Annotated in this window: 15 protein-coding genes; 7 read left to right on the top strand and 8 right to left on the bottom strand. The window is 65.1% G+C overall.

Going from position 1 to position 22,891, the window contains the following annotated elements; translation table 11 throughout:
- Window positions 1–23: 23 nt before the first annotated feature.
- The 7 genes from VCS63_RS10410 to VCS63_RS10380 form a co-directional block, all read right to left on the bottom strand.
- Window positions 24–968 (bottom strand): FecR domain-containing protein, encoded by a 945-nt coding sequence (locus tag VCS63_RS10410; protein ID WP_323879631.1) that lies wholly within the window; start codon window positions 966–968, stop codon window positions 24–26.
- Window positions 961–1,494, bottom strand: coding sequence for a sigma-70 family RNA polymerase sigma factor (locus VCS63_RS10405; protein ID WP_082884689.1), 534 nt, complete (start codon window positions 1,492–1,494; stop codon window positions 961–963). The genes VCS63_RS10410 and VCS63_RS10405 overlap by 8 nt, the downstream gene beginning before the upstream one ends.
- Window positions 1,495–1,604: 110 nt before the next feature.
- Window positions 1,605–2,696, bottom strand: coding sequence for a cell division protein ZapE (gene zapE, locus VCS63_RS10400; protein WP_042792465.1), 1,092 nt, complete (start codon window positions 2,694–2,696; stop codon window positions 1,605–1,607).
- Window positions 2,697–2,772: 76 nt separating this feature from the next.
- Complete coding sequence (gene lpdA, locus VCS63_RS10395) at window positions 2,773–4,200, bottom strand: dihydrolipoyl dehydrogenase (RefSeq protein ID WP_042792464.1); 1,428 nt, start codon at window positions 4,198–4,200, stop codon at window positions 2,773–2,775.
- Window positions 4,201–4,317: 117 nt separating this feature from the next.
- Window positions 4,318–5,547 carry a 2-oxoglutarate dehydrogenase complex dihydrolipoyllysine-residue succinyltransferase gene (odhB, locus tag VCS63_RS10390; protein ID WP_042792463.1) on the bottom strand — a complete coding sequence of 410 codons (1,230 nt, stop codon included), beginning with the start codon at window positions 5,545–5,547 and terminating at the stop codon, window positions 4,318–4,320.
- A 101-nt stretch (window positions 5,548–5,648) separates the two neighbouring features.
- Window positions 5,649–8,516, bottom strand: coding sequence for a 2-oxoglutarate dehydrogenase E1 component (locus VCS63_RS10385; protein WP_063641879.1), 2,868 nt, complete (start codon window positions 8,514–8,516; stop codon window positions 5,649–5,651).
- A 329-nt stretch (window positions 8,517–8,845) separates the two neighbouring features.
- Entirely contained in the window at window positions 8,846–9,316 is a 471-nt protein-coding gene (locus VCS63_RS10380; RefSeq protein ID WP_042792461.1) for an Lrp/AsnC family transcriptional regulator, read from the bottom strand.
- Window positions 9,317–9,498: 182 nt separating this feature from the next.
- On the opposite strand from VCS63_RS10380, the gene VCS63_RS10375 reads away from it, so the two are divergent.
- The 4 genes from VCS63_RS10375 to VCS63_RS10360 all read left to right on the top strand — a co-directional run bounded on the left by VCS63_RS10375 (window position 9,499) and on the right by VCS63_RS10360 (window position 14,807).
- The gene (locus VCS63_RS10375; protein ID WP_149065015.1) at window positions 9,499–10,515 is read left to right on the top strand and encodes a 1-aminocyclopropane-1-carboxylate deaminase; all 1,017 of its coding nucleotides are present in this window, start codon (window positions 9,499–9,501) and stop codon (window positions 10,513–10,515) included.
- A gap of 328 nt (window positions 10,516–10,843) precedes the next feature.
- The gene (puuE, locus tag VCS63_RS10370; RefSeq protein ID WP_042792459.1) at window positions 10,844–11,788 is read left to right on the top strand and encodes an allantoinase PuuE; all 945 of its coding nucleotides are present in this window, start codon (window positions 10,844–10,846) and stop codon (window positions 11,786–11,788) included.
- Between the two features lie 11 nt (window positions 11,789–11,799).
- Window positions 11,800–13,569, top strand: coding sequence for a 2-oxo-4-hydroxy-4-carboxy-5-ureidoimidazoline decarboxylase (gene uraD / locus VCS63_RS10365; RefSeq protein WP_323879624.1), 1,770 nt, complete (start codon window positions 11,800–11,802; stop codon window positions 13,567–13,569).
- A gap of 5 nt (window positions 13,570–13,574) precedes the next feature.
- Window positions 13,575–14,807: a M20 family metallopeptidase gene (locus tag VCS63_RS10360; protein ID WP_323879621.1), complete on the top strand. Its 1,233-nt coding sequence runs from the start codon at window positions 13,575–13,577 to the stop codon at window positions 14,805–14,807.
- Between the two features lie 31 nt (window positions 14,808–14,838).
- Here VCS63_RS10360 and VCS63_RS10355 read toward each other — a convergent pair whose 3' ends face one another.
- Window positions 14,839–16,887 carry an OPT family oligopeptide transporter gene (locus tag VCS63_RS10355; RefSeq protein WP_063961442.1) on the bottom strand — a complete coding sequence of 683 codons (2,049 nt, stop codon included), beginning with the start codon at window positions 16,885–16,887 and terminating at the stop codon, window positions 14,839–14,841.
- Window positions 16,888–17,112: 225 nt separating this feature from the next.
- On the opposite strand from VCS63_RS10355, the gene mdeB reads away from it, so the two are divergent.
- From mdeB to VCS63_RS10340, 3 genes are all read left to right on the top strand, one after another.
- Complete coding sequence (mdeB, locus tag VCS63_RS10350; protein WP_323879897.1) at window positions 17,113–19,794, top strand: alpha-ketoglutarate dehydrogenase; 2,682 nt, start codon at window positions 17,113–17,115, stop codon at window positions 19,792–19,794.
- Between the two features lie 210 nt (window positions 19,795–20,004).
- Window positions 20,005–22,302, top strand: coding sequence for an NADP-dependent malic enzyme (locus VCS63_RS10345; protein WP_042792455.1), 2,298 nt, complete (start codon window positions 20,005–20,007; stop codon window positions 22,300–22,302).
- A gap of 133 nt (window positions 22,303–22,435) precedes the next feature.
- Window positions 22,436–22,888: a DUF2214 family protein gene (locus VCS63_RS10340; protein WP_063961443.1), complete on the top strand. Its 453-nt coding sequence runs from the start codon at window positions 22,436–22,438 to the stop codon at window positions 22,886–22,888.
- The last annotated feature ends 3 nt before the right edge of the window (window positions 22,889–22,891 follow it).

Genomic DNA, 22,891 nt, shown 5'->3' with positions numbered 1-22,891 from the left:
CAGGCAAGAAAATTTTGTAACGCTCACGCCTCGCGCGGACCGACCTGCAGCCAGTACCGGGTATGCCGCGTCACGCGGATGGGCAAGGCGGGTTCCAGGGCTCTGAGCGCGCGCTCGGCATCGTCCAGCGGGAATACGCCCGACAGCCGGAGGCCGGCCACCGCCAGGTCCACTCGGATCATGCCCACGCGCTGCCGGGACAGATGTCGCGCAAAGTCGTCCAGGCGCCAGTCCTTGGCCACCACCAGGCCGTCGGTCCAGGCCAGCCTGTCGGGGTCCGACGCGTAACGGCCAACCGCGCCCCGCTCCGAGAATTCCAGGCGTTCGCCCGCCTCCGCATGTGTCGCGACGCCAGCGCGTAGCAACAGGACGCTGCCTTCATACACTCCCACGCGCGCGCCTTCGGCGGTGCGGCGCAGGTCAAAGCGCGCCCGTTCGACACGCAGTTCGCCATGGCCCGTGTCCACGCGCAACGCCGCCATGGCGGGCCGCGTTTCCGCGCGTACCAGCATTTCACCCCGCAGCAGGTCTATGCCGCGAGCGTCGCCCTGCAAATGCAGGCGCACCGCGGTGTCGCTGTTCAGGGTGATATGCAGTCCATCAGCCACGGCTACCGCCAGCCGCTCGCCGACGTCGGTGCTGAGGTCGGCGGCCAGGCGCTGCCACGGAGCGTGGCGATAACCCGCCCAGCCGGTAACGGCTGTGCCGCCGACGGCAAGCAGCCCACACAGCACCGCGCGGCGTCCATGCGAACGGGGCGCGGACAGCGCCGAATGCGCCAAGGCTGTCGGCACACGGCGCGCATCCTGGCTGATTCGCTGCAAACGCTCCCAGGCCAGGCGATGCGCGGGATCCTGCGCCAGCCAGGCCTCGCAGGATTGCCGCTCCGCCACGCCTGCCATGCCGGACTGCAGCCGCACCCACCAGGAAATCGCCTGGGCCGCCACGGAATCGACGGCGCTAGTCATCGAACGCCGCATAGCAAGCCGTCATGGCGCGCACCATGTACTGCTGCACCGAACTCAGGGAAACGTCGAGCCGTTGCGCGATCTCGGGATAGGTCAGTCCGTCCAGCTGCGACAGCAGGAAGGCGGAACGCGCTTTCGGGGGCAGCCCGTCCAGCAATCGATCCAGCCGCGCCAGCGATTGCAGTTGCTCGGCCTGTTCTTCCGGAGATGGCGCATAGGCCTCGGGGATGGCGGTCAGATAGGCGAGATACGCGCGCTCCAGCGCCGCATGCCGCTGATGGTCCACCACCAGTCCTTTGGCAATGGTCGTCAACAGCGCGCGGGCATCGCCGGCCCTCACCGCCTTGCGGCCCTGGATCACCCGCAGGAACACATCCTGCGCCAAGTCTTCGGCGCGATGCTCGCACCCCAGCTTGCGGCGCAGCCATCCGAACAGCCAGGGACGGTGATCGCGGTACAGGCCATCGACGGGCGCGGCGGGAGCATCGGCGCGCGCGGCCGATGCGGACAGGAGGGGGGAGGACACGTTGGAGACGGCGGTGCTTGACCAGAGGTCTCCAAATCTTAATTGATAATGACTTGTATTACCAATTTCAAATGCGATCCGCCCGAAAAATGCGGGCGGATGCGGCGGGACTACAACGTCACGGTCAGGCGGCGTTCCGACTCCAGGTATTCGCGCGACTGCATCTCCAGAATGCGCGAGACGGTGCGATGAAATTCATTGGCCAGCGCGCCTTCCGTGTAGATTTCCTCGGGCTGGCATTCCGCGGACATGATGAGCTTGACGCGATGGTCATAAAACACGTCGATCAGCCAGGTGAAACGGCGCGCCTCGGAAGCCTGGCGCGGCCCCATGCGGGGCACGTCGGACAGGATCACGGCATGGAAGCGGTTGGCCAGTTCCAGGTAGTCGTTCTGGGAACGCGGACCGCCGCAAAGCGTGGCGAAATCGAACCACACCACCGAACCGGCAAGCGCCAGCGCGCGGATTTCGCGGTGCTCGATATGCAGCACGGGCTCCTGCGGCGGAGTATCGGCCAGACTGTTGAAGGCATCTTGCAGCGCCTGGCGCGCGTGATCGTCCAGGGGCGTGTGATAGCACTGCACCTGCTCCAGCGAGCGGCGGCGATAGTCCACGCCGGCGTCCACGTTCATGACATCCATCCGCGCCTGGATCAACTCGATGGCGGGGAGCACGCGATCACGGTGCAGCCCGTCGGTATATAGAGTCGACGGTTCGTAATTGGACGTCATCACGAAGGACGTGCCGTATTCGAACAGCTTGAACAACAGGCGGTGCAGGATCATCGCGTCCGCCACGTCGGATACATGGAACTCGTCGAAGCAGATCAGACGGTAGCGCTTGGCCACGCGTCTGGCCACTTCGTCCAGCGGGTCTTGCATGCCCTTCACTTCTTCGAGCTCGCGATGCACCCCGCGCATGAACTCGTGAAAATGCAGGCGCGTCTTGCGCACCACGGGCACGGTGGCGTAGAAGGCATCCATGAGGAAGCTCTTGCCCCGGCCCACGCCGCCCCACAGATACACACCGCGCGGCACGTCGGGACGGTTCAGCAGTTTCTTCAGCGCATTCGAGCGCATCGACTTGAACTTGACCCATTCGTCGTAATAGCGCTGCAGCCGGTCGATCGCCTTTTTCTGGGCTTCGTCGGGCTTGTAGCCGCGCTCGGCCAAGGCGTGTTCGTAGTATTCGCGGACGTTCATGTGGGAGCAGGTAAAGCAGAATGAAAAAAGGGCGGATCCGTAAACCCGCCCCCGTCTTGCATCGGCTATGCGCGTATCAGAAGTTCAATGCGCGCTTGTCCACGGCCAATGCGGCTTCCTTCACGGCTTCCGACAGCGTCGGGTGCGCGTGGCAGATGCGGGCGATGTCTTCGGCAGCGCCACGGAATTCCATGATGGTCACGGCTTCCGAGATCAGCTCCGAGGCCATCGGGCCCACGATGTGCACGCCCAGGACCTCGTCGGTCTTGGCATCGGCGATCACCTTGGCAAAGCCGGTGGTGTCGCCCAGCGCGCGGGCGCGGCCGTTGGCCAGGAAGGGGAAGCTGCCGGCCTTGTACTCGCGGCCTTCGGCCTTGAGCTGCTGCTCGGTCTTGCCCACCCAGGCGATTTCCGGCGAGGTGTAGATCACCCACGGCACGGTGTCGAAGTTGACGTGGCCATGCTGGCCGGCGATGCGCTCGGCAACCGCCACGCCTTCTTCCTCGGCCTTGTGCGCCAGCATCGGGCCGCGCACCACGTCACCCACTGCCCACACGTTCGGCAGGTTGGTCTTGCAGTCGCCGTCCACGGCAACGAAGCCGCGCTCGTCCAGCTTCAGGCCCACGGCGTCGGCGTTCAGGCCGCCGGTGTAGGGCACGCGGCCGATCGAGACGATCAGCTTGTCGACCACCAGCTTCTGCTCGGCGCCCTTGGCGTCGACGTAGGGCACGGTGACGGACTTGGCGGTCGCCTTGATCTCGCCGATCTTGACGCCCATCTGGATGTTCAGGCCTTGCTTGGTGAAAGCCTTGAGGGCTTCCTTGGCCACTTGCTGGTCAGCGGCGGCCAGGAATTCCGGCATGGCTTCCAGGATGGTGACTTCGGAGCCCAGGCGGCGCCACACGCTGCCCATTTCCAGGCCGATCACGCCAGCGCCGATCACGCCCAGCGTCTTGGGCACGGCGCCGATGTTCAGCGCGCCGTCGTTGGACAACACGACCTTTTCGTCGAACGGCAGGCCCGGCAGTTCACGTGCCGACGAGCCGGTGGCGACCACCACGTGCTTGGCAACCAGGTCTTCCTCGGCGGTGCCGGTGACCTTGATGGCCCAGCCGCCGTCCACCTGGCCGGCGAACGCGCCCTTGCCATGGAAGAACGTAACCTTGTTCTTCTTGAACAGGTACAGGATGCCGTCGTTGTTCTGCTTGACCACCGTGTTCTTGCGGCCGATCAGCGTGTCGAGCTTCAGGCTGACGCCCTTGACTTCGATGCCGTGCTCGGCGAAGTGGTGGTTGGCTTGCTCGTAGTGTTCGGACGATTGCAGCAGCGCCTTGGACGGGATGCAACCGACGTTGGTGCAGGTGCCGCCAGGAGCCGGGCCGCCTTGGCCGTTCTGCCAGGCGTCGATGCAAGCCACCGACATGCCGAGCTGCGCAGCGCGGATCGCGGCGATATAGCCGCCGGGGCCCGCGCCGATGACGACGACGTCAAATTGTTTGGACATAGTGTTCTCGCGATGAGGTATTGAGTGGAACACGCCCCACCCTGCTGGCCGGCGAAGAGCCGGCCGGGGCGCCGCGGACCTCTTGGGTCGCTTGGGCGCCGGGCCGGGGCGTCGAGATTACAGGTCCAGCAACAGGCGCTGCGGATCTTCCAGGGCGTCCTTCATGGCGACCAGGCCCAGCACGGCTTCGCGGCCGTCGATGATGCGGTGGTCGTAGGACAGGGCCAGGTAGTTCATCGGGCGGATGACGATCTGGCCGTTTTCCACCACGGGGCGATCCTTGGTGGCGTGCACGCCCAGGATGGCCGATTGCGGCGGGTTGATGATCGGGGTCGACAGCATCGAGCCGAACACGCCGCCGTTGGAGATCGAGAAGGTGCCGCCGGTCATTTCTTCAATGCCCAGCTTGCCGTCGGCCGCGCGGCGGCCAAAGTCGGCAATGGTCTTTTCGATGTCGGCGATGGACAGCTGGTCGGCGTTGCGCAGGATCGGCACAACCAGGCCGCGCGGGCTGCCGACAGCGATACCGATGTCGAAGTAACCGTGGTAGATGATGTCCTTGCCGTCGATCGAGGCGTTGATCAGCGGGAACTTCTTCAGGGCGGCCACGGCGGCCTTGACGAAGAACGACATGAAGCCCAGCTTGATGCCGTGCTCTTTCTCGAACTTGTCCTTGTACTTGTTGCGCAGGTCGATGACGGCCTGCATGTTCACTTCGTTGAACGTGGTCAGGATCGCGTTTTCCTGCTGCGATTGCAGCAGACGCTCGGCGATACGGGCACGCAGGCGGCTCATCGGCACGCGCTGTTCCGGACGGCCGTCCAGCGACAGCGTCGGGGGAGCAACCGGAGCGGCTGCCTTGGCGGGAGCGGCCTTGGCGGGCGCGCTGGCGGCCAGGGCGTCGCCCTTGGTCACGCGGCCGTCACGGCCGGTGCCGGCCACGGAAGCGGCGTCGACGCCCTTCTCGGCCAGGATCTTGGCGGCGGCGGGCGAAGCCACGCCGGCGGCAGCCGACGAAGCAGGCGCGGCGGCCGGAGCGGCAGCGGCTTGCTCGGCGGCCTTGGGCGCTTCGGCGGCGGGCGCGGCGGCGGCAACGGCAGCCTTGCCGGCGGTGTCGATACGGGCCAGCAGTTCGCCGGAGGTGACGGTGCTGCCGTCGCCCTTGACGATTTCAGCCAGCACGCCCGAGGCGGGAGCCGGCACTTCCAGCACGACCTTGTCGGTTTCGACTTCGATCAGGATTTCGTCCGCTTCAACGGCAGCGCCCGGCTGCTTCTTCCAGGTCAGCAGCGTCGCTTCGGAGACGGATTCGGAGAGTTGGGGGACGACGACGTCGGTAATAGCCATTTTGTTTGTTCCGTAAAGTTTGTGTTCTGGTCGCGCTGCGCGGCAAGCCCCGAAATGGAATTCCAGAAACCTGCGCGCGCGGCGCGTGCATCAAGCGAGTGTTACTTCGTCAACATGACCTTGAACTTGGGCGCGAAAGCCGTTTCGATCAGGGCCTTCTGCTGCTCCTGGTGCTTGGCCAGGTAGCCCACGGCCGGCGATGCCGACGCGGCGCGGCCGGCATAGCCCAGCTTCTGGCCTTCGACCATGTTTTCGTACACATGATGCTGAACGTAGAACCAGGCACCCTGGTTCTGCGGTTCGTCCTGAACCCAGATCACTTCGGTTGCCTTCGGGTACTTGCGCAGCTCCGCTTCGAACGACTTGTGCGCGAAGGGATACAGCTGCTCGACGCGGATGATGGCGACATTGTCGGCACCACGCTCGCGGCGGGCGTTGACCAGATCGTAGTAGACCTTGCCCGAGCAAGCCAGCACGCGCTTGACCTTGGCGGCGTCGATCGTGTCGTCCACTTCGCCGATCACGGGACGGAAGCTGCCGCCGGCCAGATCGGTCAGCGGAGAGCCGGCATCCTTGTTGCGCAGCAGCGACTTGGGCGTGAACAGCACCAGGGGCTTGCGGAACGGCCGGATCATCTGGCGACGCAGCACGTGGAAGATCTGCGAGGCCGAAGTCGGCTGCACCACTTGCATGTTGTTGTCGGCGCACAGCTGCAGGAAACGCTCGATGCGGCCCGACGAGTGCTCGGGACCCTGGCCTTCGTAGCCGTGCGGCAGCATCAGGGTCAGGCCCGACTGGCGGCCCCACTTGGCTTCGCCGGAGCTGATGAACTGGTCGATCACGACCTGGGCGCCGTTGACGAAGTCGCCGAACTGGCCTTCCCAGATGGTCAGCGTGTTGGGTTCCGCGCTGGAGTAGCCGTATTCAAAGCCCAGCACAGCCTCTTCGGACAGCACGGAGTCGATGACGGTGAACGGAGCCTGGCCTTCCGAGACGTTCTGCAGCGGAATGTAGGTGCCGTCGTTCCAGCGTTCGCGGTTCTGGTCGTGCAGGACGGCGTGGCGGTGCGTGAACGTGCCACGGCCCGAGTCCTGGCCCGTGATGCGGATGGCGTAGCCCGAGGACACCAGGGTCGCGAAGGCGAGGTGCTCGCCCATGCCCCAGTCCAGGTTCATTTCGCCCTTGGCCATGGTGCGGCGGTCGTTCAGCAGCTTGGCGACCAGCGGGTGCACGGTGAAGCCTTCCGGCACGGTGGTGATGCGTTCGCCAATGCGCTTGAGTTCGGCCAGCGGCACGGCGGTGTCGGCCTGGTCGGTCCACTTGGCGCCCAGGAACGGCGACCAGTCGATGGCGTACTTGCTCTTGTAGTCGGTCAGCACCGGTTCGATGGTGCGCTGGCCGTCTTCCATCAGCTGGCGGTAGTCCTTCACGAGCTGATCGGCTTCGCCTTCAGCCAGCACGCCTTGCGTGGTCAGCTTGTCGGCGTACAGCTTGCGCGTGCCGGGGTGGTGGCCGATGCGCTTGTACATCAGGGGCTGCGTCAGCGACGGGGTATCTTGCTCGTTGTGGCCCAGCTTGCGGAAGCAGACGATGTCTACGACCACGTCATGGCGGAATTGCAGGCGGTAGTCCAGAGCCAGCTTGGTGACGAACACGACGGCTTCGGGATCGTCGCCGTTGACGTGGAACACCGGCGCTTCGATCATCTTGACCACGTCGGTGCAATACAGCGTCGAACGCGAGTCGCGCGGGTCGGACGTGGTAAAGCCGATCTGGTTGTTGATGACGATATGCAGCGTGCCGCCCGTGCCGTAGCCGCGGGTCTGGGCCAGGTTGAGGGTTTCCATGACCACGCCTTGGCCGGCAAAGGCCGCGTCACCGTGCACCAGCACCGGCAGCACTTGCTTGCCTTCGGTGTCGCCGCGGCGTTCCTGGCGAGCGCGCGCGCTGCCTTCGACCACGGGGTTGACGATTTCCAAGTGGGACGGGTTGAACGCGAGCGACAGGTGGACCGGGCCGCCACGGGTGGACAGGTCGCTGGAGAAGCCGTTGTGGTACTTCACGTCGCCGTCGGTCAGGCCTTCGGCGTGCTTGCCTTCGAACTCGGCGAACAGATCGCCGGGCATCTTGCCCATGATGTTCACGAGCAGGTTCAGGCGGCCGCGGTGGGCCATGCCGACCACGATTTCCTGGACGCCGTTTTCGCCGGCGTGGTTCACCACTTCATCCATCGAGGCGATGAAGCTTTCGCCGCCTTCCAGCGAGAAGCGCTTCTGGCCGACGTACTTGGTGTGCAGGAAGCGCTCGAGGCCTTCGGACTCGGTCAGTTGCTGCAGGATGTGGCGCTTTTCTTCGGCCGAGTAGGCGGGCGCGCCCAGGGTGGTTTCCAGGCGTTCCTGGATCCAGCGCTTGGCGGCGGGGTCGGAGATGTGCGTGAATTCGGCGCCGATGCTGCGGCAGTAGGTGTCGCGCAAGGCCTTCAGGATGTCGCGCAGCGTCATCGTGCTGGCGGTCGTGAAGTAGGTGTTGGTAGCCGAGTAGGTCTGGTCCAGATCGGCTTCGGTCAGGCCGTAGAAGGCCGGATCGAGTTCGGGGATCGGGGGACGTTCCTGGCGCTTGAGCGGATCCAGGTCGGCCCAGCGCGAACCCAGCGAGCGGTAGGCGGCGATCAGCGATTGCACCGAGACTTGCTTGGAAGCCACGCTCAGGTCGGGTTCGGCGGCGCGTTGCACGAAGGCATTGGCCTTGGCGCGTTGGGCGAACGATTCGACGATGGGAGCGTGGGCCTGGTCGCGAGTGGATTCCTGGCCGTCGGTAGCGGGAGCATGCTGCAGCTGGTCGAAGTATTCGCGCCAGTTGTCAGGTACCGAACCGGGGTTGTCGAGGTAGGCTTCGTAAAGCTCCTCAACGTAGGGGGCGTTTCCCCCAAACAAGTAAGACGTGGATAGGGATTCTATTTCCGAAGACATAATCGCTTCACCTTTACGAGTGCTTCACTCGATTACGATGCAGGAAAACCTTCCGCGACACGGGCTTCCCGTTAAGCGGATAGCAGGGGCAGAAGGCGCGTACAAGCCTTGAAAGCCGTATGTGCAAGAGTATAGCCCTTTGAGTTTAAAGCCGTCTTCTTGCGTTTGCGTGACGCAAAAGCGCATTCGGAATGCCGTCATGCAGCATTGGAATGTCCAGCCAACCCCTTCCATTGCGCCGTCTACACGCCAGCAATTTCCGCCATCCCAAAATGCCGCAACGCATCATTTTCGAGCACCGCAATGGCAGTGTTGCGCATTAGCCTCGTTCACACCGGCAGTTCGGTCGTCGACATGATCTCTTTCAGGACGAAAAAGGTGCGAATCTGGCGGACACCGGGCAGCTTTATGATCTCGCCCGCGTGCAGCTTGTTGAAGCGCTCCAGGTCCCGGATGCGCAGCATCAGGAAGTAGTCGAATTCACCCGCGACCAGATGGCACTCGAGGCAACCGCTGATGCCGCGCGCCGCGGCCTCGAAATCCGTGAAGGATTCGGGCGTGGAACGGTCCAGCACCACCCCCACGATGACGAGCGTGGACATATCCACCTCGGCGGGTTCGAGCAGCGCGACAGTCTTGCGGATGATGCCCTCGGCCCTGAGCTTTTCCACGCGGCGCAGACAGGCGGCCGGGCTCAGGTGGACGCGCGTGCTCAGTTCCAGGTTCGTGATCTGGGCGTCCTGCTGCAAGAAGCGCAGGATCTGGCGATCGATGCGGTCCAGGCCGGAAATCGCTGGCATTTGATATGTCCCTGAAAATTAAATTTCTTTCTTTAATCTTATTGAAAAATATTAAATAGAATCAAAGAAAATTATTCAACTATTTCACTTTCAAATCAAAAAAATACGCAATTGACGATAAATCCGTGGGCTTTCTATGATTTTTCCATCCGCGCCATCCGGCCGGCACAGGAGAGCCCCCTATGGATCTGCAACGATTTCCACGCCATCGTCTGACTTTCGGCGACACCCCCATCGAAAAACTCGAACGCCTGTCCGCGCACCTGGGCGGCAAGGTCGAGATCTACGCCAAGCGTGAAGACTGCAACAGCGGCTTGGCGTTTGGCGGCAACAAACTGCGCAAGCTCGAATACCTGATCCCGCAGGCGCTGGAACAAGGTTGCGACACGCTGGTCACCATCGGCGGCATCCAGTCGAACCACACACGCATGGTCGCCGCCGTGGCCGCAAAGCTGGGGCTGGCCTGCGTGCTGGTGCAGGAAAACTGGGTGGACTATTCGGACGCCGTCTATGACCGGGTGGGCAACATCATGATGAGCCGCCTGATGGGCGCCGACGTGCGCCTGGTGGACCAGGGTTTCGACATCGGCTTTCGGCGCAGCTGGGAGGAAGCCCTGGAGGACGTCAGGAAACGCGGCGGCAAGCCCTATGCGATTCCGGCAGGCGCGTCGGACCATGAACTTGGAGGCCTGGGCTATGTGGGCTTCGCCGAGGAGGTTCGGCGCCAGGAGGCAGAGCTGGGGTTCCAGTTCGACTATATCGTCGTGTGCGCGGTCACCGGCAGCACGCAAGCCGGCATGGTGGTGGGGTTCGCGGCCGACGGACGCGCCGACCGCGTGATCGGTATCGACGCATCGGGTACGCCCGAACAGACTCGCGCGCAGATCCTGCGCATCGCGCGGCGCACCGCCGACATGGTCGGGCTGGGCAGCGCCATCGAAGAGCGCGATGTGGTGCTGGACACCCGCTATGCCTATCCCGCCTATGGCTTGCCGTCCGCCGAGACCAACGAGGCCATCCGCCTTTGCGCCAGGCTGGAAGGGATGATGACCGACCCGGTCTACGAGGGCAAATCCATGCAGGGCATGATGGACATTGTCCGCCGCGGCGAGATTCCCGCCGGCTCGCGAGTGCTGTATGCGCACCTGGGAGGGGTGCCGGCGATCAACGCCTACAGCTTTCTCTACCGCAACGGATAGAGGCGCCTACGGCGCCGTGGGCTGGCCTTGCGGCGACCTGCGCTGATGGCAGGTTCCCGCCCAGCGGCCCGGGGCTTGCCATCCCTGGCGGTCAGCACCCATGATGGATGCAGGAAACGCAGCCCAGCCGGCGGAATCCGCCGGCTGGGCTTTACGCGTCGCGCCACCTTGCCCAGGTTAGCGCTGGGCAAGGCTCAGCCCTCCCCGAAAAATCATGTACATAAGTTGTATACAAAACTGAGATTTCCGGCTATGGTGCAGCACATCAGGAAGTCGTCCGCCAACCCACGTCCGGCCGCCGCGCGCCGGCCACTCCGCCCGCCTGTTCATGACCGCCTACGATTCCACGCTCCCCTATCCCCGCGACCTGGTCGGCTATGGCCGCCGTCCGCCGCATGCGCAATGGCCGGGCCAGGCGCGCATCGCGGTGCAGTTCGTGCTGAATTACGAAGAAGGCGGCGAGAACAGCGTGCTGCATGGCGACGCCGGATCCGAACAGTTCCTGTCAGAGATGTTCAACCCCGCCAGCTATCCCGAGCGCCATCTCAGCATGGAGAGCATCTATGAGTACGGCTCGCGCGCGGGCGTCTGGCGCATCCTGAGGGAGTTTGAAAAGCGCGGCCTGCCGCTGACGGTATTCGGCGTCGGCATGGCCTTGCAGCGCCATCCCGAACTGAGCGCCGCATTCGTCGAGCTGGGGCACGAGATCGCCTGCCATGGCTGGCGCTGGATCCACTACCAGCACATCGACGAGGCCACGGAACGCGAGCACATGCGCCTGGCCATGGACGCGATCACGCAGTTGACTGGCGCTCGTCCGCTGGGCTGGTACACCGGCCGCGACAGCCCCCGCACACGGCGCCTGGTTGCCGACTACGGCGGCTTCGAATACGACAGCGACTATTACGGCGACGACCTGCCTTTCTGGATGCGCGTGCAAAAAACGGACGGCAGCGTCGTGCCGCAACTCATCGTGCCCTACACGCTGGATTGCAACGACATGCGTTTCGCGTTGCCGCAGGGCTATTCGCACGCCGACCCCTTCTTCCAGTACCTGAAGGACAGCTTCGATGCGCTCTACGCCGAAGGCGAGGACGCGCCCAAGATGATGAGCATCGGCATGCACTGCCGCTTGCTGGGACGGCCCGGCCGCATCACCGCGCTGCAGCGCTTTCTTGACCATATCGCCAGCCACGATCGCGTCTGGATATGCCGCAGGCTCGATATTGCGCGCCACTGGAAAGCCACGCACCCCTACTCACCTCAAGCCTGAACAGGACGGCCATGGCCCATACCCTAGCCCAACTCAATGCTGCGGCGCCCGCGGACGCCGCAGCCATGCTCGACAATCTCTACGGGCACGCGCCCTGGATCGCCGAGCGCGCGCTTGCCGCCCGGCCCTTCCGTTCCCTGGCCGACCTGGAACAGCGCTTGCGCCAGGCCGTCAGCCAAGCCGACGTGCCGTCGCGCATGGCGTTGTTGCACGCTCATCCCGAGCTCGGCACGATGCCGGGCACATCCCTGGATCCGGACTCGGCGCGCGAACAGGACCTGGCCGGGCTGGCGCTAGGCTCGCCCACCGAACTGACCCGCCTGCAGGAACTGAACACCACCTACAAAAGCAGGTTCGGCTTCCCCTTCGTGCTCGCCGTGCGCGGCCCGCGTGGCGCGGGCATGACGCGGCAGCAGGTCATCGACGAATTCATGCGCCGCAAGGACAACCCGCCCGATCTCGAATTCGACGAGGCCATGCAGCAACTGCATCGCATCGCCGAGATCCGCCTGCGCGACCGGTTTGGCGGCGAACCCACCATGGGCAATGACATCTGGGACTGGAGCGAGCAACTGGCCGCCCACAGCGACCCGGGCTATGCCGAAAAGGGCCAGTTGACCGTCACCTACCTCACCGAAGCCCACCGCGCCTGCGCCCAGCTGCTGTCGCAGTGGATGCGCGATTGCGGTTTCGACGAGGTCGGCATCGACGCCGTGGGCAACGTGGTCGGCCGCTATCTGGCCGACCGCCCCGACGCCCTCACGCTAATGACCGGCAGCCATTACGACACGGTGCGCAACGCCGGCAGGTATGACGGCCGCTTGGGTATCTTCGTGCCGATGGCCTGCGTGCGCGAACTGCACCGCCAGGGCAAGCGCCTGCCCTATCACCTGGAAGTCATCGGCTTCGCGGAAGAAGAAGGCCAGCGTTACCGCGCCACTTTTCTCGGCTCGGGCGCGCTGATCGGCGACTTCAAGCCGGAATGGCTGGACCAGCAGGACGCCGACGGCATCAGCATGCGCGACGCGATGGCGCAAGCGGGCCTGCGCAGCGAGGCCATCCCGGGACTGCGTCGCGATCCTTCCCGCTACCTGGGCTTCGTCGAAGTCCACATCGAGCAGGGGCCGGTGCTCTACGAGATGGGGCTGCCCCTGGCCGTGGTCACTTCCATCAATGGCTGCGTGCGCTACCAGGTCCGGATCAGCGGCCTCGCGTGCCATGCCGGCACCACGCCCATGAACCGCCGCCGCGACGCCGCCACCGCCACCGCCGAACTGGCGCTATACGTGGAGCGGCGCGCCGCCCGCGATGGCGACTCCGTGGGCACGATGGGCATGTTGGAAGTGCCCGGCGGCTCGATCAACGTGGTTCCGGGCGAATGCCGTTTCAGCCTCGATCTGCGCGCGCCCAGCGACGCCCAGCGCGATGCGCTGGCGCGCGACGTACTCGCTGAGCTCGAAGCCGTGTGCCAGCGCCGCGGACTGAACTACGCGCTGGAAGAAACCATGCGCGCCGCCGCCGCGCCCAGCGATCCTGCCTGGCAAAAGCGCTGGGAACGCGCCGTGGATGCGCTGGGCCTGCCCGTGCACTGCATGCCCAGCGGCGCCGGCCACGACGCCATGAAGCTGCATGAGGTCATGCCCCAGGCCATGCTTTTCGTGCGCGGCCAGAACTCCGGCATCAGCCACAACCCGCGCGAATCCACCTCCAGCGACGATATCCAGCTGGCCGTGCTGGCAATGCTGCGCCTGCTCGATGACCTTGCCCAAGAAACCCGATAGCGACCATGACCGACCACACCCGACTCGACGCCTGGGTTGACGCCCACTTTGATGAAGAAGTCCGTTTCCTGCAGGAGCTGGTGCGCGTGCCCACCGACACGCCTCCCGGCAACAACGCCCCGCACGCGGAACGCACGGCTCAGCTGCTGCAAGGTTTCGGCCTGGATGCCGAGGCCCATCCGGTGCCTGCGCAGGAAGTGCGGGATTACGGACTCCAATCGATCACCAACCTCATCGTGCGCCGCGAGTACGGCGCGGGCGGGCTGCGCGTGGCGCTCAACGCGCATGGCGACGTCGTGCCGCCCGGCGAGGGCTGGGAACATGATCCCTACGGCGGCGAAATCGACAATGGCAACCTGTACGGCCGCGCCGCCGCCGTCAGCAAGAGCGATTTCGCAAGCTTCACGTTCGCGTTGCGCGCGCTGGAGGCGGTTGCCCGGCCCACCCGAGGCGCGGTTGAGCTGCATTTCACCTACGACGAGGAGTTCGGCGGCTTGCTCGGCCCCGGCTGGCTGCTGTCGCAAGGGCTGACCAAACCCGACCTGCTTATCGCCGCGGGTTTCAGCTATGAGGTCGTCACCGCGCACAATGGCTGCCTGCAAATGGAAGTGACGGTACACGGCAAGATGGCGCATGCCGCCATTCCCAGCAGCGGCGTGGACGCCTTGCAAGGCGCGGTCACGGTCCTCAATGCGCTGTATGCGCAGAACGCGCGCTATCGGGAGATCCGCTCCGACGTGCCGGGAATCAGCCACCCTTACCTGAACGTCGGCCGCATCGAAGGCGGCACCAATACCAACGTAGTGCCGGGCAAAGTGGTGTTCAAGCTCGACCGCCGCATGATTCCCGAAGAAAACGCCGCAGAGGTCGAAGCCGACATCCGCCGCATCATTAAGGAATCCGCGGCATCGGTGCCCGGCATCAGCGTGGACATCAAGCGCCTGCTGCTGGCGAATTCCATGCGCCCCCTGCCCGGCAACCAAGCGCTGGTGCGGGCCATCCAGAAACATGGAGAGGAAGTGTTCGGCGAGCCTATCGCCGCCATGGGTACCCCGCTCTATACCGACGTGCGCCTGTACGCCGAAGCGGGCATCCCCGGGGTGATCTACGGCGCTGGCCCGCGCACCGTGCTGGAATCTCACGCCAAGCGCAACGATGAGCGCGTGGCGCTGGAAGACTTGCGGCGCGCCACCAAGGTCATCGCACGCACACTGGCCGACCTGCTGGACGCCGCCTGACGCGGCCGCCCGGCAGGGCAGGCCTGGCGCCTCACGCCAGTTTCATTACCCGGCGCCAGAACAGGATTGCGACCACCACGAAGACGGCCAGGCCCAGGAAGGACGCCGTCTGCGCAAAGCCTTCGCCGGCGATCGCCAGCGGCGCCTCGGTGCCGGACGCGCCGATGATGCCGGCCATCAGCACGCCGACCAGGCTTTCGCCGACGATCAGTCCCGAGGCGATCAGCACGCCTCGGCGATTGGCGCTCTCGGCAAATTGCTCGTAGGGCTTGCCGGCCGCCGCCGCCCGGCGGCGCAAAGCCCCCTCCAGCAGCCAGGCCAGGACCGCGCCGACCACGATGGGCGCGGCAACGGTCGGAGGCAGGTAAATGCCGATACCCACCGCCAGCACCGGAATACGGGCCACGCGGCAGGTGCGCTTCATGATCTCGTCCACCACGATCAGGCCCACGCCGACCGCCATGCCGATCAGGATCATGGTCCAGTTGAGCTGGTGCGTGAAGATGCCGCGTGCGATCGCCAACATCAGCGTGGCTTGCGGCGCCGAAAGGGCCTGGGCCGGATCCATGCCTTCTCGCGGCATGGCGTCGGCAAATCCATAAGCGTTGTAGAGCAGTTCCAGCACCGGTGAAATCACGGCCGCGCCGGCCACGCAGCCGATCAGCAAGGCCACCTGCTGGCGCCACGGCGTCGCGCCCACCAGCCAACCCGTCTTCAAGTCTTGCAGGTTGTCGTTCGAAATGGAGGCCACGGCCACCACCGCCGAGGTGCTGAAGATCGACAAGGCGATCGCCATCTGCACGCCATTCTGCGCGCCCAGCAGTTCGCCGCCCAGGGCCAGCATCAGCAGCGACACCAGCACGATGGCGACGATGCCCACGCCGGAGATCGGGCTGGTCGAAGATCCCACCAGCCCCGCCATGTAGCCGCAGGCCGCGGCCACGAGGAAACCAAACACGAAAGCGAACAGCACGGCATAGGCCACCAGCTTCCAGATTCCGGCGGGCGACAGCGGCGCGCCTGACAGGAAGACCTGGAACGTCACCACCAGAACAGCCACCAGCACCAGCGTCACCGCCGAAATCCAGCCTGCCGACAGGTCGCGCTCCGTGCGCCGCGCTTGCCCGGCGCGAGCGGCGCCCGCCTTGGTCAACGCGGCAAACGATGCCTTGACGCCGCGCGCCATCGGCATGAACAGCGTGGCCAGCGTCCAGATGGCGCCCACGCCGATCACGCCGGCGCCGATGAAGCGCACCTGGGACGCCCACAGCCCGGTGGCGTATTGCGCCAAGGTCTGGCCTGCGGGCATATCGCCCATGGCGCTCAGGATGGGCACGGCAATGCCCCAGGAAATGATCAACCCGGTCAGCATGGCCAGGCCCGCAACGATGCCGATCAGGTAGCCGGCGCCCAAGAGCGCCAGTGAAAAGCCCATCGGCAGGCGGAACACCGCGCCGCCCACTTCAAACCAACGACTGATGCCGTCACCCAGCACCCGCAGGCCGCTGGCCGCGAAACTGACCGCGGCGGCGACCAGGCCGCCAGCCACGATGTCGCCCATGCCGGTCTCGGTCTTGGCCGGCGCCCGGCCGTCGTCCCCGGCCTCGTCCTGCGCGCGCTCGGCGCTGCCCACGCGCAGGATTTCAGCAGCGGCCACGCCTTCCGGATACGGCAGATCGCTCTGCACCACCATCACGTGGCGCAGCGGAATGGTGAACATCACTCCCAACATGCCGCCGGCCGCGCAGATGCCCAGCGTCTGCCAGAAGGGGAAGCCTTGCCAGTGCCCCATCATGACCAGGGCCGGCAGGATGAAGATGATGGACGACAGGGTCCCGGCCGCCGAGGCCTGGGTCTGCACCATATTGTTTTCGAGGATGTTTGCGTCCTTGAACAGGCGCAGGACGGACATCGAGATCACCGCAGCCGGAATGGCCGATGAGAACGTCAGGCCCACCTTCAGTCCAAGGAAGACGTTGGAGGCCGTGAAGATAACGGTGATGATTGCGCCCAGGAGGATGCCGCGGAACGTAAGTTCGGGCAACGTGACCTCTGCCGGGACGCTGATGGGTTGGGTCATTGCAGTCATTCCTTTCTTGCCAGCCGCGAATTCTAGCGCCTTCGCGTCCACCCAGTGGCCACATCCCCTAAGACGGTCGCCGGGCGCATCTTCGGCAGAAGCTGCCGCAAGCTACAAAACCTGCAACAGATTATGCTGAATTTACAGAAATCTCCCTAGAATTTTGATTACCCATGCCTGAAGCTAGGGTCTAGCATGGACGTCAAACCAGGAGACGACAAGACCATGCGCGACGCCAGTTCCGCCCGCCCCGGGCAAGCTATCCAGCACGATTCCGACCCCGCCGAAACCGCCGAATGGCGCGATGCGCTGCAGGCACTGGTACAGGCGGAAGGTTCCGAGCGCGCGGGCTATGTGCTGGACAACCTGCTCGGCCACGCCGCGTCGCTGGGCTTGCGCGCCAACAGCCAGACCCGCACCGCGTACCTCAACACCATTCCCGCTGACGAGGAGCCCCCCTTCCCCGGCAATCTGGCCGTGGAAGAGCGCATCGCCCGCATCAACCGCTGGAACGCCCTGGCCATGGTGGTGCGCGCCAACCAGGCGCATGGCGAACTGGGCGGCCACATCGCCAGCTACGCGTCGGCCGCCGACCTGTTCGAAGTCGGCTTCAACCATTTCTTTCGCGCGCGCACCCAGGATGGCCCGGGAGACCTGGTCTACATGCAGCCGCACTCGGCCCCCGGTGTTTATGCCCGCGCCTATCTGGAGGGCTTCCTCAGCGAAGCGGACTTGGCGCATTTCCGGCAGGAAATCACCGCCTCCGCGAACGGCCTGCGCGGCTTGTCGTCTTACCCGCATCCGTGGCTGATGCCGGACTTCTGGCAATTCCCCACGGGTTCGATGGGCATCGGCCCCATCAACGCGATCTACCAGGCGCGCTTCATGCGCTACCTCGAGCACCGTTCGCTCATGCCCGGCGCCGACCGCAAGGTCTGGGGCATCTTCGGCGACGGCGAAATGGACGAACCCGAATCCATCGCCGCGCTGACACTGGCCGCGCGCGAAAAGCTCGACAACCTGGTGTTCGTGGTCAATTGCAACCTGCAGCGGCTGGACGGCCCGGTGCGCGGCAACGGCCGCATCATCGACGAACTGGAAACGCTGTACGCCGGCGCTGGCTGGAACGTCATCAAGCTTGTCTGGGGCAGCGACTGGGACGCTCTCCTGCGGCGCGACACGGGAGGTGCGCTGGCGCGCGCGTTCGCCAATACCGTGGACGGACAATTCCAGACCTTCGCAGCCAATGACGGCGCCTTCAACCGCGCCCACTTCTTCAACCAGAACCCCGAGCTGGCGGCGCTGGTGGCAGACTGGAGCGACGAAGCCATCGACCGGCTGCACCGCGGCGGACATGACATGGTGAAGATCCATGCCGCTTACCACCGCGCCGTGCGCCACCAAGGCCAGCCCACGGTAATCCTGGCGCAGACCAAAAAGGGCTTCGGCATGGGCTCGGCCGGCCAGGGCAAGATGACCACGCACCAGCAGAAAAAGCTGGACGATGTAGCCCTGCTGGCTTTCCGCGACCGCTTCGCGCTGCCGATCTCGGACGCCGATTGCCTGGCGCTGAAGTTCTACCGCCCCGCCGAGGACAGCGCCGAACTGCGCCACTTGCAGGCGCGCCGTGCCGCACTCGGCGGGCACATTCCCCGCCGCAACATCGAGGCGCCCAGGCTGGCGCCCCCCCAAGCAGAACATTGGGCGCGCTTTGCACTGGCCGCGGATGGCAAGGAAATGTCATCCACCATGGCCATCGTGCGCATGCTGACCGCGCTGCTCAAGGACGCCACGGTGGGGCCGCGCATCGTGCCCATCGTGGCGGACGAGGCCCGTACTTTCGGCATGGCCAACCTGTTCCGCCAGATCGGCATCTATTCCGCGCAAGGCCAGTTGTACGAACCGGAAGACATAGGCTCCGTGCTGTACTACCGCGAAGCCCGCGACGGCCAGATCCTCGAAGAAGGCATCACCGAGGCCGGCGCGATTTCCTCCTGGACGGCTGCCGGCACCAGCTACTCGGTCAACGGGTTGCCGATGCTGCCCTTCTATATCTACTACTCGATGTTCGGCTTCCAGCGCATCGGCGATCTGATCTGGGCCGCCGCCGACCAGCGCACGCGCGGCTTCCTCATCGGCGCCACCTCCGGCCGCACCACCCTGGGCGGCGAAGGCTTGCAGCATCAGGACGGCTCCAGCCACATCATGGCCGCCGCCGTGCCGAACTGCCGCGCCTACGACCCGGCCTATGCCTTCGAGGTCGCCGTCATCGTCGAACACGGCATGCGCCGCATGCTCGACGAGCAGCGCGACGAATTCTTCTACCTGACCGTCACCAACGAAAACCTGGCGCAACCCGACATGCCGCCGGGCGAAGCGGTGCGGGAGGGCATCCTGCGCGGCATGTACCTCTTGCGGCCCGCCCGAGGGCAGGCCCAGGTGCGCCTGCTGGGCGCCGGCCCCATGCTGCGCGAGGCCGAAATGGCCGCGCAACGATTGCAGGCCGATTATGGCGTGGACGCCGAAGTCTGGAGCGTCACCAGCTTTTCCGAACTGGCCCGCGCCGGACGCGAGGCCGAGCGCGCCCGCGTGCTGGGGCTGGATGCCAGCGACGACTGGGTGCGGCACTGCCTGGGCGGCAGCGACGCCCCGGTAGTGGCCGCGAGCGACTACATACGGGCCGTGCCCGAACAGATCCGCGCCTGGGTGCCTGCCCCCTATCGCACGCTGGGCACCGACGGTTTCGGCCGCAGCGACACCCGCGCCCAGCTGCGCGACTTCTTCGAAGTCAGCGCCGACTGGATCGTGCTGCATGCCCTGGACAGCCTGGGCCGCGAGGAAGACGCCAAGGGGCTGCGTGTCCGGCTGAACGCCGGCGCCCGCCAGACACCCCCTTGGGAGCTCTAGGATTGCAAACCGCGGTGCGGCGAGGTTTTGAGCAAAATCGTCCATTCGCTGCACCGCAACAACCAAGCACCCGCGCTTTCTGTTGAAATACGGGTGTTCCCAAGCATTTCCAAGAAAATACGGCGGGCCGCGAGCCCGCTTTTTGCAATCCGCTTTCCTCCTTTCCTTTCCTCCTTTCTTTCCATTTAGCGCCCGCAAGGCCTGTATCCCATGGACGAAACTCTCACCAAAATGGCGTTGGACTACCACGCCTACCCCACTCCCGGCAAAATCTCGGTCACCCCGACCAAGACGCTGGCCAACCAGGACGACCTGTCCCTGGCCTACTCCCCCGGCGTGGCGGCCGCCTGCATGGCCATCTTCGACCAGGGCGATGACGCAGCCTCGAAGTACACCTCGCGCGGCAACCTGGTGGGCGTGATCACCAACGGTACCGCCGTGCTGGGCCTGGGCAACATCGGCCCGCTGGCCGCAAAACCCGTCATGGAAGGCAAGGGCTGCCTGTTCAAGAAGTTCGCCGGCATCGACGTGTTCGACATCGAACTGGCCGAAAACGACCCCGACAAGCTGGTCGACATCATCGCGGCGCTGGAACCCACGCTGGGCGGCGTCAACCTCGAGGACATCAAGGCGCCCGAGTGCTTCTACATCGAGAAGAAGCTGCGCGAGCGCATGAAGATCCCCGTCTTCCATGACGACCAGCACGGCACCGCCATCATTTCGTCGGCCGCCATCCTGAATGGCCTGAAGGTCGTGGGCAAGGACATCGGCACGGTCAAGCTGGCCTGCTCGGGTGCCGGCGCCGCCGCCATCGCCTGCCTGGATCTGCTGGTCCACCTGGGCGTCAAGCGCGAGAACATCTACGTGGTGGACTCGCGTGGCGTGATCTGGGACGGCCGCGATGAAAACATGGAGGTCAACAAGAAGCGCTACGCGCAGAAGACCGACGCGCGCACGCTGGCCGACGTGGTCAACGGCGCCGACGTGTTCCTGGGCTGCTCGACCGCAGGCGTGCTGACCGCCGACATGGTCAAGACCATGGCCGCGAGCCCGCTGATCCTGGCTCTGGCCAACCCCGAGCCGGAAATCCGCCCCGAAGTGGCCAAGGCCGCCCGCCCGGACTGCATCATCGCCACCGGCCGTTCGGACTACCCGAACCAGGTCAACAACGTGCTGTGCTTCCCGTTCATCTTCCGCGGCGCCATGGACGCCGGCGCATCGCGCATCACGGAAGAAATGAAGCTTGCTTGCGTGAAGGCCATCGCCGAACTGGCGCAAGCCGAACAGAACGACGAAGTGGCCCGCGCCTACGCTGGCCAGGAACTGTCGTTCGGCCCGGACTACATCATCCCCAAGCCCTTCGACCCGCGCCTGATCGTCCAGATCGCCCCGGCCGTGGCCCAGGCTGCCGCCGACTCCGGCGTGGCCGCCCGTCCCATCGAGGACATCGAAGCCTACCGCCAAAAGCTCATGGGCTTCGTGTACCACTCGGGCCAGTTGATGCGTCCGCTGTTCGCCCAGGCCAAGAAGGCGCCCAAGCGCGTCATCTATGCCGACGGCGAAGACGAGCGCGTGCTGCGCGCGGTGCAGACCGTGGCCGATGAAAAGCTGGCGTTCCCGATCCTGATCGGCCGCCCGTCCGTCATCGAAATGCGCATCAAGAAGTTCGGCCTGCGCCTGGCGGCCGGCAAGGACTTCGAGATCGTGGATCCGGAAGACGACAGCCGCTTCAATGAAACCTGGAACGCGTACTACCAGCTCAAGGGCCGCGAAGGCGTGACCCCGGCCATCGCCAAGGCGATGATCCGCAAGCACAACACGCTGATCGGCGCGATGCTGCTGCGCCGTGGCGATGCCGACGCCCTGCTCTGCGGGGTGGCCAGCAAGTACGACAACCAGCTCAAGTACATCGACGAAATCATCGGCAAGAAGGAAGGCCAGACCTATGCCGCCCTGAACGTGCTGATGCTGCCCGACCAGACCCTGTTCGTCACCGACACCCACGTCAACGAAAACCCGACGGCCGAGGAAGTCGCCAGCATCACCATCCAGGCCGCCGATGAAATGCTGCGCTTTGGCGTGGTGCCGAAGATCGCCCTGCTGTCGCACTCCAACTTCGGCAGCCGCGTCACGGATTCGTCGCGCAAGATGGCCGCCGCGCGCCAGATGGTGCAGGACCGCGCTCCCGACCTGGAAGTCGACGGCGAAATGCACGCCGACGCCGCCCTGTCGGAAAAGATCCGCGTCCTGGCCTACCCGGACAGCACGCTGAAGGGTCGCGCCAACCTGCTCGTCATGCCCACGCTGGACACCGGTAACATCACGTACAACATGCTGAAGATGACCGGCAGCAATGGCGTCGCGATGGGTCCGATCCTGCTGGGCGCGGCACGCCCCGTGCACATCCTGACCACCAGCGCCACGGTGCGCCGCATCGTCAACATGACGGCGCTGGCCGTGGTGGACGCTCAGCAGGAAGCCGCCGAGGCCGCCAAGAAGCGTCGTTGATCAACGATTGCCGTCAAGGCCAGGGGCGCCCTTCGGGGCGCCCTTTTTCATTGCGCGCTGCCGGCTCATCGCATAGCCGGCCCACCCGGGCTGATGGTAAAAACCAAGTTCAACCTTGTTTTCTGGAGTCCACATGCTGGCCGACGCCCTGTATGCCTGGTTTCACTACCTGGCCATTTTCCTGCTCGTGGTGGTGCTGACAGCCGAAGCCGTGCTGCTGCGACCCGACCTCACAGCCAATGGCGTCAAGCGCCTGGCCATCTACGACCGCCTCTATCTGGCCAGCGCCGTGGTGGTGCTCATTACTGGCGTGCTGCGCCTGACCCTGGGCATCAAGGGCGCTGCCTTCTACATGGGCAACCCGTGGTTTCACGCGAAGATCACGCTGTTTGTCGTCATCGGCCTCTGTTCGATCCCCCCGACGATGACCTTCCTGCGATGGGCAAAGCAGTCCCGCCAGCAGCCGGGCTTCGTGCCTGCGGCAGCCGACATCAAGCGCGCCCGCCGCTGGGTCATGATCGAATCGCACCTGTTCATCTTCCTGCCGCTGTTCGCCGTGCTGATGGCACGCGGCATCGGCGCCTAACAC

Origin of the sequence: Achromobacter sp. D10 (assembly GCF_035282245.1) — a bacterium.
Classification (GTDB): domain Bacteria; phylum Pseudomonadota; class Gammaproteobacteria; order Burkholderiales; family Burkholderiaceae_B; genus Achromobacter; species Achromobacter insolitus.
Note: the sequence above shows the minus strand (reverse complement) of the source record. Positions and strands in the feature narration are given on the sequence as shown.